Annotated in this window: 6 protein-coding genes; 2 read left to right on the plus strand and 4 right to left on the minus strand. The window is 55.5% G+C overall.

Translation table 11 applies throughout. From position 1 onward, the window contains the following. Together WAW39_RS05795 and WAW39_RS05800 are read right to left on the minus strand one after the other, a co-directional pair. Entirely contained in the window at nucleotides 1-795 is a 795-nt protein-coding gene (locus WAW39_RS05795) for a hypothetical protein (RefSeq protein WP_422316711.1), read from the minus strand. A gap of 4 nt (nucleotides 796-799) precedes the next feature. Then, nucleotides 800-6,799, minus strand: coding sequence for an alpha-2-macroglobulin family protein (locus WAW39_RS05800; protein ID WP_422316713.1), 6,000 nt, complete (start codon nucleotides 6,797-6,799; stop codon nucleotides 800-802). A 200-nt stretch (nucleotides 6,800-6,999) separates the two neighbouring features. On the opposite strand from WAW39_RS05800, the gene WAW39_RS05805 reads away from it, so the two are divergent. Further along, on the plus strand, nucleotides 7,000-7,908 hold the full coding sequence (locus tag WAW39_RS05805) for a hypothetical protein (RefSeq protein WP_422316715.1): 909 nt from the start codon (nucleotides 7,000-7,002) through the stop codon (nucleotides 7,906-7,908). Here WAW39_RS05805 and WAW39_RS05810 read toward each other — a convergent pair. Both WAW39_RS05810 and WAW39_RS05815 read right to left on the minus strand, forming a co-directional pair. Then, a complete protein-coding gene (locus WAW39_RS05810) occupies nucleotides 7,905-9,047 on the minus strand; it encodes a 1-deoxy-D-xylulose-5-phosphate reductoisomerase (RefSeq protein ID WP_422316717.1) in 1,143 nt (380 codons plus the stop codon). The two genes, WAW39_RS05805 and WAW39_RS05810, sit on opposite strands and share 4 nt — an antisense overlap. Before the next feature lie 19 nt (nucleotides 9,048-9,066). Next, complete coding sequence (locus WAW39_RS05815; protein WP_422316719.1) at nucleotides 9,067-9,975, minus strand: phosphatidate cytidylyltransferase; 909 nt, start codon at nucleotides 9,973-9,975, stop codon at nucleotides 9,067-9,069. 635 nt (nucleotides 9,976-10,610) lie between these two features. Here WAW39_RS05815 and WAW39_RS05820 point away from each other — a divergent pair. Beyond that, on the plus strand, nucleotides 10,611-13,298 hold the full coding sequence (locus WAW39_RS05820; RefSeq protein ID WP_422316721.1) for a P-loop NTPase fold protein: 2,688 nt from the start codon (nucleotides 10,611-10,613) through the stop codon (nucleotides 13,296-13,298). Nucleotides 13,299-13,443: the final 145 nt, after the last annotated feature.

Consider the following 13,443-nt stretch of genomic DNA (forward strand, 5'->3'; position numbering starts at 1 on the left):
TCACTTTGCAGAAACCTGAAACACAACCGGCCTGTGATGAGCCAGTGGCAGCACAGCAGAATATCCGGCGTTTATCTTGGTTTCGCCAATGTTCAGAATACTGCCGGATACGTTTTTAAGATGCATCGAATATTGCTTGATATCCGCCGTTGAATTGCCCGAAGGCAGATCGTCGAACGTCGGGACATAGAAAAACTCCGATGAAAAATGAGCTCGCCGCAACGGCTGGCGATAGCTGATGGTTGTTTCAGCAGCCCCGCCGAAAAATTTGGCAGCCAGCAATCTAGGCGGCACCATCACGGTGACGATCACGCAGAAATAGCCTTCACGCCTCCATGCAGAGCGAACTGCCGCGGGTTTGAGAACACCAAAAGAAACCGGAGGAACATCCTGTTTTCCGATCCGAAATTTGAACCCAATGGCAGCATCCCAGGCAGAACGGTCCGTCTTTTCAAAGTCATGATAAGCCGGTTCACGATATGCCTGTATAAATTGCTGAGCCAGAGGCCCCCTCTCGCTGGCCGCCGATGGAATCCAAATCGGAATTTCAATCTCGATGTCAGCTTTTCCCCAGAAATCATCCTTCGGCATGGCCGAGTGAAATTGAAACACGCCTTCGATCTCTGCTGCATCGAGAGTCATTCTTACGCTCAATGTTTCCGCCGAAATATAGGCACGGTGAACCAACGCAATGGGGTTGGCATCAACCTGGACGATGAGCGGCAGGATCATCACCAGAATGATCCATCGTTTCAAACGCATCCAGGGCAGCCCCGGTGATGTGGTATTCCTCATAAGCTCATTTTACTTCCGCCACCTTGGCATTCCCTGAAGGCAGCGTGCGCACGCGCTGCGTCGGACTAAGGCCGTATTTATCGGGCTGATACATAGCCTCAATGCGGGCCGGCGGGGCGGTGGTATCCCCTTCAGCGATGACGCGGGCGAGGTATTGCAGGCTGAACTTTCCTTTGGCTGGTGCGAAGTCGGTAAAGAACAGGGCGCGGTCCGTGCGGATTTCGCGGTGGTCGCAGAACCAGGCCTGAGTGCCATCGGGCAGTTGCTCGCCTTCGCGTTCGCTCTGGGTGCCGAACTCGGGATTGATGGCCTCGAAGACGGCAGGCAGGGCGTCGTCAATGGCGAGGTAGCGATCACCGCCGCCGATTTCAATTTTGAGGGTGACCACCACCATATCTCCGACGCGGAGATCATCGGTGCCTGAGGTGGAGCCGTCCATGTTCAGTTCTTCGTAGCTGCGCTCGATGGCGTAGCCCTTGTTTTCACCCGCGAAATCACGCTGCGGCGGGAAGCTGCGGGCCTCGATGCGACCGTAGATCTCGCGACCTGCGGGAAGTTCAACACTGAGCGGCTTTGCGCTGAGCGCCTGATTGAGCGCAAAACTCACACGAGTGCTGGAGAACCCTGCGGCAAGATTCAGCGGGATGGCCTGGGTATCCCAATGCCCCGTCGCAGTGAGCGGTTCGCCGACTTTCTTCAAGCTGCGTTCGTAGGCGGCAAGGGCGGTCAGCGTCCAGGCATTGGTGAAGGTGTTGCCCCACTCACCGCGGCCATTGCGCGATTGCAGAATCGAGACGGCAAGGTTCTCCGCGTCTTCAGTGAGGCCGAGATGCGTGTAACAGATCAAACGCAGCGCCTTGTTCGCACCGTTGCCAGCCCAGTGGCTCCAAACGACAGGTCTTGGTGCTGGTGCCGCCTTGGCCTTGGTTTCTGATTTGGATTTGGTCACTGTTTTCGACTTGGCCTTGGCGACCTTGGCCTTGCTGTCAGCCTTCGCGGGAGCGGGATGCTCGGCAGGTTTCCAGCCAATGGTATCCTTGATCTGCTGCTCAGGGGCATTGGTCAGGCACATGGAAAGCGCCAGGTAGAGCCTGGCGATTTCAGGCAGATGTTCGCGCCGGCCAAAAAGCAGGTTCTGATAGGCAGGTTCCGGCTTCCCTGCCTTCGCGAGGGTGTAGAGCGCCAGAGCGGAATCGGTGATGTTGTAGAGGTCCTTTTCCTCATCAAGACCGCGCAGCTTCTTCGAGAGGAATTCGACGAGCTTGTTGATCGCGTCCGCAGGCACATCGGCGCCTTGATCGCGCGCGCGCAGCAGCAGCATGCCGCCGTAAGCACTGCCCCAGAAGCTGGACTCGGTGCCGCCGGGCCAGTAGGCCAGACCGCCTTCATCCGTGGTCATTTGCAGGAGTTTGTCCACACCTGCCTGCACCACCTGCTTGGCCTTGCCGCCACCGAGTTGATCGGGGAACAGCGGCTCGTATTTGCCGAGGGCGAGCCAGGGCATCGTAGCCGAGGTCGTCTGTTCAACGCAGCCATACGGATAGTGCAGCAGGTAATCGAGAGCATCACGGGCCTCAAAGAGGCGGCTGTTGCTGATGCCAAATGAAAGCGAGCCTTCGCCTTCGAGCAGCGCGGGGTTCACGTCCTTGATGAGGTTCTCGTTCGGTTCATCAGCTTTAAGTCGCGTGTAGCTCACGTAGCGCAGCTCAGGCACAGGATGATTCACCTCAAAAGTCGATTCCGTGCCGTCGGTGGCGGCAACAGGCCAGTTCACGCCGCGTGCGGTCCATTTCCATTTAGCAGTGCCAAGCTGCACGAATTGCACCGGAAAGGCGGTGGCGGCGGTCTCACCGGCTTTGATTTGCAGGATGATCTTCTGCTGCTTGGCGCTGCCACCGGCATCTGCCTTCAGTGAAGCAGGGACAAAATCACGTTTCTCCTGAATGAAGTTCGCCGTGGCGTCGAGTTCTAGCGTGACCTCCACCGCGCCGACATTTGGCGTGGTGTTGTGAACAACGGCTTTGACGAGGAATTCATCGCCCAGGCGGGCGAAGCGCGGCACGGCGGGCTCAATCATGAGCGGCTTGTTGATCTTGAACGCGGATTCGCCGCTGCCAAAACGATCCACCCCCTGCGCGGCGACAGCCATGATGCGATAACGCGTGAGATTGTCCGGCGCGGTGACACTGGCGGTCAGCCTGCCCTGCACATCCGTGGTGCCAGATGCGAGCCACAGCGGCGTGGCGATGAAGTTTTTGCGTACGCTGATCGGCCCCATCTCGCCATCACCACCCTTGTTGGCATCACCGACGACGAACCCCTTGTTGCCCCTGTCTCGTGCAGCAGACTCTTCAGATAGCAGATTGTCAAAGGAGGTAAAGCTGTCGATGGCGAGCGGGAGTTCGGCATGAAAGTACGCGGAAGGATCAGGCGTCTCATGCTTCATGAGGCTGAGCACGCCTTCATCGACGGCGTAGAGCGTCACATCAGCCCCTGAGACAGCCGCACCTTTGGCATCGGTGATCGTCGTGGTGATTTTCACCTCTTCTGCAGGACGCACTTCATCATGATCCGGCTTCACCGCGAGCTTCAATTCTTTCGCATCCGACTCAACCGTCAGAGCGCAGTATCCGACACGATACTCAGGCATCTTGTGCTGCTTGGTGCTGGCGGCTGAACCACGGATGACGATGACGGAGACGAAGACATTGGGAAACTCGTCTTCACCGAGCGGCACGCGGATGATCGGATTTTCGAGCGTGAGTTCGGTCACAAACTGGCGATGCAGCTTGTTGCGCTCCACGGTGACGAGGGCAGTGCCAGCGATGGGTGTCTTGACCACGATGACAGCATCCTCACCAGGCTTGAGCGTGGTTTCCTCTGGCTGAAGGTTCATGCGGTTGCCATCCTCCATCGCCCATGGGAATTCTTTGCCTCCAACTGCATAGAACGGCATGCGGGAGAGCACCTTCGTGCCTTTGGCATCCACAGCCTCCGCGGTGACGAAATACACACCGCCGCTGGCGGGAGTGAACGGAACCGTGACCGATGGAGCGGAACCTGCGGTGGCGGCTTTCAAATCGAAGCTCTGCTTCAACTCCTCACGCAGAATGACCTGGTCCTTGGTCGTCGATCCGCCGCCAGCAGTGGCGATTTTGAGCGTGTGGTATTCCTGGCGCTCGACTTTGAGATCCACGTGCACAGTGCCTGCGGCAGGAGCGCCTTTGGAATCAATCGCGACGACTTCAAGCTGCAGCGCCTTGCCAGCACTGCCGAAATAATCAGGACCTTTGAGGCCCAGGAGAAAGTTCGCGCCGGGCACTTCAAACTCAGCGCTGGAGCTGATGGTCTGCTCGTTGATGTCGGTGACTTCAGCATTCACCCGCATGCGCTGTGGCAGTGCAGCACGGTCTGGCGGCGGCTGCGGCATTTCGAGCGTGGCGGTGCCGTCTTCGGCCAGGAAGAGATTGCCATTCACGAACCACTCGTTCTCCACATCGTCATTTTCATGACCGGCGTAGTCGCCATCGGCATCACGATCCTGGGCATAGTGTGCCCACAAAGGCGCTTCGCCAAAATGATACTGGCGGTAGGACTCTGGCGCTTCGTAGTCACGCTGCGAGTTCGCGCTCCACTGCACCTTGGCCACGGAGAGAGCCTTGCCCATGTAGTAATTCGCACTGAGCGGCACGTGAATGCGGTCGGGCTGATATTTGATGCCTTTCGTGTCCAGCTTCACCTCAAAGGTGTTCGGCTTGTAGTCGTCAATGCGGAAGGTCATGCCGCCACCGTCATTGCTCTGACTGTTCGGATTGACCGCTTTGAGATTGATCGAAAGATCATACCAGCCCGCAGGGCCGGTCGGAAGAACAAGATCATCCGCCCAGGCACCGCCGGCGGTGAACGTGACAGGTTTGTCGATCACGATGCGGTAACGCGGATCGCGAATGACAAGACGTCCCTGCGCAGGTTCCTGATCAAGGCTCAAATCATCACCAATCAGCAGCCGAGTGTGCGCCTTGAAATGCGCAGTGTCACCGGGCTTGTAGAGCGGGCGATCAGAAAAAACAAAGGTTCGCCGCTGCGGCTGCCAGACGTTTTCGTAGGCCTGCGAGATATCGTAGGGAATAGAGATGCTGCTGTCGTTGCACTCAATAACGGCGCTATCTCCGTTCTTTTCTGCAAGCACGAATGCAGGTGTGGCCCCCGGAGCGGTGGCGATGCCGCTGGCATCGGTGTCACCGTAGCCGATGAGCTTTAAATCGGTGTCGACAAGCGTGAGACGCACGCCAGGCACAGGCTTGCCTGTTTCCAGGGAAGTCACGAAGATCATCGATTCGCGACCATTGCTTTTTTGCATGATGCCCAGATCGGTGAACTGCACGAGCGTTTGGGTGACAACACCTTTCTGCGCGATCCCATCTGCAGCTGTACCTTCAAGTTCAATGAACAGCGGCGCAGCAGGGAAATCGCCGAGCACTTCGCGCCAGTTCAGCTTCAGGATCTCGCTGTGATCCAGCGGCTTGTTCACTGGAAAGCTACGGTCAAACACCTGCGTACCGGGGTAGGCATCGATGGACTGAGTCTTGTAAGCCGCCTTTTGTTTGTCGTTGCCGTAGTAGGCAGTGCGATAGGCGCGATATTGATCGAGAGCTTTGAGCAGTTCGGGACCGTTGAGCCGTTTCGCCCGCACCCGCACCTGCTTCACGTTTGCGGCACTGAATTCATAATTCGCATCACCCTTGGCCAGCTGCGCATTGATGAAGGTTGGCGCGGCCAAGTAGGGAGGATTGGGAATGAAGGTGACCTCGTTTTTATAATTCGCCTGCAGCGGCAGATTGTCCCCCGAAGTCATCGCCATATCGACTGTAACGGTGTACTTCTTGTTCACTTCGAAAGGCCCGGTGAAGCGCAGCGTGCGGCCTTGAATTTCGACCTTGAGTCCCGTCACTGGCCCCTCATCTTTGTTTACCACCGACGCCAGCTTCTGACCGAGTGATGTGCGGCGAATGGTGACAAACGGGGCAAGCTTTTGCGCAAAAGCTTCGACCATCTCCTTGGTCATTTCATCGTTGGTCGGCGGCAGCAGACGCTTGTTGAAATCGACATCAATGTAGTAGTCGCTGTCGAACGGCGTGTGCGCTTCGACTTCGCGCACCTCGAACGGTTTGATCTCACCGAGCTGGATGTCGTCACCCGTGGCGATCTGATTGACGCCGGAAGTATTGCTGAGGGTTTCAGCGATGGTGAGGCGCCATTTGCCAATGGAGAGCTGAGTTTCAGGCTCAATGATGATGGCGCTGAGGCGGGCCGCATCATCTCCCACGGAAGGCTTCACTTTGGAGATTTCCTCCGCCCAGGTCGCCTGCGGCTCGGTGCCCATGCGGGTGAAGTCCTTGCCCGTGGCATGGCGGATCTTGGCAGCGACCGGCTGCGGCGATGATTCAGAGACAAACTTGATGTGTTTGACAACCTCCGCAGGCGTCACGCTGTCGTTGAACTCAAAGAGAAAGCGCGGGGCGCGATTCTGCGCATCATCGTCGAACCAGCGCGGATGCTGGTCGATGATGCGAAAGCGGGCGCTTTCCACGGAATCGAGCTTTTCGGCGGCGATTGGTTTGCCCGCGAGGTCCGTCAAACCGGCGCGAAGTTTGAACTCGTAGCTGGCGGCAAACTTCGGTGCCTGAGTCAGGTGGAACTGACCGCTGCGGGTGCTCGTCCACTCAAACGTGCCGGTCAGCTCTGGCAGGATGACCAGGGGTGAAGTGGCCGCACTTTTGCCGATTTGCTCCTTCGCCACCATCGCAGTCGGAAATACGACTTCGATGGTGGAATCCGGTGCCAGTTCCTCCGGATTGATGGTGATGTCCGCATGCAGTTCCTGCGGTGGCGGCGCTTTTGTGTCAGGACGGCCTTTAGGCGGAGCCGCGTGAGAGATGGCAGAAGCAGCAACAAACGCCAGCGTCATGGCTGGCAGCAGCGCGAGGCTGAAAGAGGTTTTCATGGCGAACAGTGGGTTCGCCGTGAGAGTAGCACGCCCCCCGCAGGGGCGAGGATATTTTTGGAGAGTTTTTGGAAACTTAAATGCGGCCCAGTTCAGATCGATCCGCTACTTTTCGCTTGATCAGCCTAAAATCATCTTAAGAACCCAATCTCGCATTTGACTTGCTCCGAACGCATGGCTCACCTCTGTTCATTCCGGACATGGAGAAAGCCCAAAGATCAAAACGATTGATTGTCGTAGTAGCGACCGTCTTCCTAGGCATCCTCGCCAGCACGACCCTCCAAATGTTTGTCACTCAGAAGGACACACCAGCACACGTGCTGGATGACTGGCAGGAGTTCGCCCTGAGCGGAGTGATCACCGGCGGATTTTCGGGACTCTTTGCCGGGTTGTTGCTGGCATTATTTTTTGTCAGGCCAGAGGAAGTTCAGCATCATTCTGTAATCGAAGCGCTTCCAGTTCAGAACAAGGAGACGATCATCAAGCAGAGCCAGCTCTCAAGGAATAACAACTCCCCCCTGGTCTGGGGAGTAGCCGCCGGGATCGTCATTGGACTGTGTGTTCAAATCATCAGGCTGGCAAGTTACCCGGCCGAATTCAGATCACTGGCCAAAGTGTCGGTGCTGAGCGAAACCACCTCTGTGCCAGTCCCGGGCAGCCCGGGGTATGCCGAATACTATGGCAGGATCATTCGAGATCTGAAGTCTTCTGATCTGGCCAGGAAGGCGATGAGGCGTATCAAAAACTTAACCCCCGGAGTCAGGGAGCGAGATGTCGATATCCAAGTGTTGCTGAACAAAGAGAATGCTGTACTTAGCATACTGGCGACAAGCAACGAGCCGAAATTCACGCGAGCATTTCTCGATGCACTTCTAGATGAGTATATTTTGTTACGCCTAAGCCAAGCTCAGGAAGCTGGCCACACCACGCGAAATGATGTGGTTGTGCTTGAGCGAGCGATCCCAGCATTAGAAAACATCGAAGATTGGACCATGCCTCTGTTTGCTGGTGCCCTTAACGGTACACTGGCAGGCATACTGCTTGGCCTGTTGTCAAAGCGGCTCAAAAGACGACGCAAAGTCATGGAAACGACAGATTTTGCCTTTTAAAGCAGTTCCGAAGCCTGACGCCGCGCCCACGCGTCCGCCTCGATAAGCACCCCGAGTTCAGGATGCTGGACCACCTGATGCGCCGTCATGACGCGCTCAACTGTCTGCCAGATGCCGGGGAATGGAATCTTACCGTTAAGAAATGCTTCAACGGCGACTTCATTGGCCGCATTCAGGACGGCTGGCAGGGTGCCGCCGACAGTCCCAGCGTGACGGGCGAGGTTGATCGCGGGGAAATCATCCACGCGCGGCGCTTCGAAATGCAGGGCTCCTACCTTGGCAAAATCGAGCGGCTTGAGATTGTTCGTCACGCGGTCAGGCCAGGTCACCGCGTATTGGATCGGAAAGCACATGTCGCTGTGGCTGAGCTGGGCGATGACGCTGTTATCAGCAAATTCGACCATGCTGTGGACGATGCTCTGCGGGTGCACGACGACCTCGATCTTGTCCATCGGCACATCGAAGAGCCACTTCGCCTCGATCATTTCCAGGCCCTTGTTGAAAAGGGTGGCGCTATCGATGGTGATCTTGCGCCCCATAGTCCAGGTGGGATGCTTCAGTGCCTGGGCGACGGTGACACTAGGCAGTTGATCAGCAGGCAACTGGCGAAAGGGGCCGCCGCTGGCGGTGAGCAGGATGCGCTGGACGCTGCTGTGCCGGTGGCCTTCGAGGCACTGAAAGATGGCGTTGTGCTCGCTGTCCACGGGCAGGATGTTCACACCTTTACGCTTGGCGGCTTCGGTGACGGCTTCTCCGGCCATGACGAGGATTTCCTTGCTGGCCACCGCCAGGTGCATGCCGCGCTCAATGGCGGCGAGCGCCGGTGCAAGGCCGGCGGTGCCGACGATGGCAACAAGCACCATGTCGGCATCGGATTCGTTCACGAGATCGACAAGCCCCTGCGTGCCGGTGTGGACCACGACATCTGCGGGCAGCAGTGCACGTGCCTTCTCCGCAGCGGCGGCATCGGTGAGGGCGACCTGCTTCACACCGGTCTCGCGGACCTGCTCCACAAGCGCCTCGACACTGCAATTCGCAGCCAGTCCCACGATCTGCATGCGCTCGGGAATGTCGCGCGCGACTTTGAGGGCACTGGTGCCGATGGATCCGGTGGAGCCGAGGAGGAGAACTTTGCGCATCACGAAGGCTTGCTTTGGCTTATCGTGCGATGGCGGACAAGTAAAAATAAAACACCGGCGCGGTGAAGAGCAGGCTGTCCGTCAGATCCAGGATGCCGCCGATGCCGGGGAGCGCGTGACCGCTGTCCTTGATGGCCACGCAGCGTTTGAGCACGGATTCAGCCAGATCCCCCGTGACGGCAGTGGCGCAGAGCAAAGGGGCGAGGATCATGCCATGCACCCAGGTGATGGGGGCAAGTTTTTCGGGGATGGTGGCCAGCAGCACCGCAGCGGCGCCGAAAGAGCCGATGAAGGCACCGACAAAGCCCTCCCATGATTTAGCAGGGCTGATGTGCGGAATCATTTTGTGCTTCCCGAACAGCACGCCCACCACATAAGCCCCCATGTCGCTGAATTTGGTGACCATGATGAGGAAGAGCACGAGGAAGATGTCCGTGATGCCCTTGCCATCCGCATGGAAGTACATGAGCCGCACCATGAAACCGAAGAAAATGACGGTGTAAACGGTGCCAAAGACGGTGTTAAAAATGCGCTGCAAGGTGGACGCGCCTTCGAGCTGATGGCGGTAGCAGAGGATGAAGGAGCCGTGCACGCTGGCAGTGAGCGCCGCAAGATCAAACTCCATGGGCGGCGCCTTGTGCCGGGAAGTCGTGTACCAAAGCACCACACCCCAGTAAACAATGCAGATGACAAAGCCCAGTGCATTGAAGGAGCGCGCATGCGGATCATTGCGCAGCAGCCGGAAATACTCGACTGCGCCAGACACGCCAAAAAAACCCGTGATGGCGATGATCAGCCAGGTGTTCTGCCACTGCAAAAAGGCCAGGGTCAGGAGAGACCACAGCAGCAGGGTGCTGAACAAACGGGATGCGAAAACGCGACGCTTGCTGGGCGCGGGGGTCGGCGTGGCGGCGGCGGTTTCGGACATGCGGCAGTTGGGGTAAGTCATTTAGAGCCTATCCAGCAGGTGAGAGCAATGCGATTTCGCATTTGGCTTTCCTTCCTGCCCCGTTAATTTCTAGGCTCATGGCAGCCTGCGTCATCCAGCCCGGCGACATTCCGCCTGGCAGCGCCCGTTAGTTTGGCATGTACTTTGACCGGTTCAAAGCCGTCAACCCCGGCCTGTGCTATACAAACAACCACTCCCGCATCCTTTCTCTCGGGCTAGGCGCTGTATGTGGATGCGCCCCGGGGGGAACAAGCCGGTGTGCCGCTTTTGTGAACAGGCACCTGCTGAATTCGGGCTTCCGGGGCTACCACACCGGCTTTGCCGGCCAGTGGATCAACTTTGGCCGTGCTGTGGCACCGACCTATGACTGCAACGTCGTCATGCATCCCCTCAGCGCCTGGGCCTGCGGTCATGTAGGTTTCCTGCAGTTCTGGATCAGAGCAACGTCTGGCTGCTCAGTGGCAACAGCGCCAACCGCGTCTGCATCTCCGCCTATTCACGCGGCAAACTGGCAGAAAGACAGTGTTTCCGCTGGCCGGTGTGAAGCGGCAACGTAGAAACGTAGCCCCAATTCATAATTGGCATTTGGCTATTAGCCATATCAAATGCCTCTCATGCGGTTTCAAAAATCTGAGCGGTCCAAGAGCCAGCCATCCTTAAATCGTTGGGGAATAATTTTTTTGTATGCAATGGCCGGGGCTTCTTTAGCCATCCCCGGGGCTTTATTGATCAATTCGAGCCTAGACGGCCTCCTAGAGGAAACTGAGGCGCAGTTGCCAGTCTTGGCAACTTTTCTCAGATACCTTGTCCTTGGCTCAGTGGTTTTCTTGGCTCTCAAGCAGGCCAAATTCCGTTCGCGGCATTTTGAAAATGTCTTTTTCTGGCCGCCAGTCACCACCGCTATCCCAATGGGGCTTTGGATACTCTCATTGGGAATTGCAGCCGCTGATTCTCAAAAATGGGAGGCGGCTGGAGGCTGGCATATGGAGAACGCCTTGGTGACTCTCAGTATTTTGGCATCTGGTTTCACCCCCATTTTATGGTTGATTTCAAAATGGCAGACAAAACCAAGTTCGAAGTCGTCCCCTGACAAATCATCGGAGCCACGAGTCAGTTCTTTTGAGGACCTGGAAGAGTTACCTATCGAGGATCTGCTCTCATGGCTCGATAACGAATCACCAATCACACAGGAAGACGAAGATTTGTTTGGAGCAAAAGATCGCGGAAATCGAATCTTCAAAGCACTTCAGCAAAAGCGCCCGAATCCCGAAAGCCAAGAACTTTACAAGACAGCCGTGATTCAGGGGCCATTCGGCTGCGGAAAATCCACCATCGTTGCATTTATTGAAGCAGCCGCAAAGGTATCCAAGCCCCCTCAATATATTTTCGCACATGTGAACTGCTGGGGCTTCAGTTCTAAAGCAGCGCAAGAGCACATTCTCGATAAGGCGATTTCCCAGCTCTCCGAGCATGTGGATTGCCTGTCACTTCATCACCTGCCCTCCGCTTATGCGGATGCAATGAACGATTCCAATTCTTGGCTGGCGGCAATTACAAGCGTGTTGGGATCTCCCGCATCACCGGCCGAAGTCCTCCAGCGCTTCACCCCAATTCTTCGAGCAATCGAAGCTCACTTGATCATTGTCATTGAAGACACAGATCGAAATAGCTCGGATTTCGACCAGAAGCAGATTGAGGCGATGCTTCACGATTTTCGTCAGGTGGAACGCATGTCTTTCGTCCTAACCGCAGGAAACAGCAGCCAAATAGATTTCCCTAAAATTGCCGAGCACCTTCAATTTGTGCCAAGGCTGCCAGTCAAAATCACCATGACTCTAATGGATCGTGTACGGCGCTATTGCATGACTCATTGGAAATTCATTGATCCTACTTCACGCCAGAATCGTCCAGAAAGGCTCATTAATGAAGATCGCGAAAATGTAGAGATTGAGCGATTTTCGAGGACGCCAAGCTGGATCGGTATTTTAGCCTGCTTGCTAGACAACCCTCGTATTTTGAAAAAGACGATGGCAAGCATTGTCGAAAGTTGGAGCCATCTACATGGCGAAGTGGATTTAGATGAACTGATTATGTTATCAGTTCTCAGGCACACTGCTCCCGCCTCTTTTGATTTTCTAGGCGTCCATCGCAACGAATTTGGTGATTTCGCACCGAAAAATTCCTCTTCTGAATACATGAAAACACAGAGAGAGGGCAGGCTTGCCTACTTGAAAGAACGCTGGCTGAAAGTTGTTTCAAAGACAGACCATGATGCTCACTTGCTTGGAAAGATTCTTGGTGAGTTAGTATGGGATTCAACCCATATCACGGGTTGTGAGGTGCATGGCCCCGCTCAACGTTGTCAGTCTATCAAAGACAACCGAGGGGATGTCTATTGGGAGCGCATATCTTCCGGAGCTGTTCTCGCAAGTGACATACGAGATCAAGAAGTGCTCGCCAGCATCGCTAAAACAAAGGATACCGGCGATGTTCAACATATGGCAGAAATGATGTCGGCACGTTCTGATTTTAGTGAGTTGTTACTACGTTTCCAAAAATATGATCGCCCACTTGATTCAAGCATAATCTTACAAGCAACCTCCGCTGCCCTCCGCCGAATGAGGCCCCTGAAATATGGGCTGTGGAACCGCGTGACACGCCGGTTTCAGCTCATCGAGGAGCTTATTAAAGCTACCCATGCAAGCCAGGAAACGCTATCAGCCTGGTTGTTTAAAGAACTCGTAGATTGCCTACCATGCCATATTCGAGATGCAGACACCTTGTTTTTCGATCTTGGCCGAGGGGCATTAGATCATGATTCGCTTGGCGAAGTCAGAAGCAAGTTTGTTATAGAAGTAAAAAAGTCCCTATCAAGCCTCACCTCGGCGCAGTTCGTGAAATGTTTTCCACACAAGTTCCCCTGGATTTTGAGCTATCTTGTAATCTTGGATAGAAAGTCGTATCCAGAGTCTTTCAAGACTCAATGGTCTCATTGGCAATGGATTGCCCCTCATTTATTGGAAGGCATGACAAATTGTCCAGAAGTTATCACCCCCCAAGTTATCTGCGCTCTGGGCGAATCGGGACCGAACGGAGACATGCCGACATGGTTCCGTTTTGATGAGCTTTCCCTGAAGTCACTTTTTGGAGAACGTGTAAACGAAGCGCTCACATTGCTCTCTCAGCCTCTTTCAGGCTCTCAAGAAGTTGAAGGCTGGTTTCCAATTTTCGGACCTTTGGCCGCAAAAGAAGCAAAACGTTTGCTCACCGAGGGCTGGTCTACGACCACCTCTGCCGAATAAAAACTTTAATGCCTAGATCATTTTAAATAATACTATAGCCACAAGAGGCAAACCAACCCTTGGCGTCTTTTTCTGTGATTTTTGAGAATGCCAGGCTGATGGCCGCATCGAGTTCTGCTGGTGTGCGTGCCTCCGCAGTGCGCAG

The sequence above is a fragment of the Prosthecobacter sp. genome (assembly GCF_049294395.1).
Lineage (GTDB): Bacteria > Verrucomicrobiota > Verrucomicrobiia > Verrucomicrobiales > Verrucomicrobiaceae > Prosthecobacter.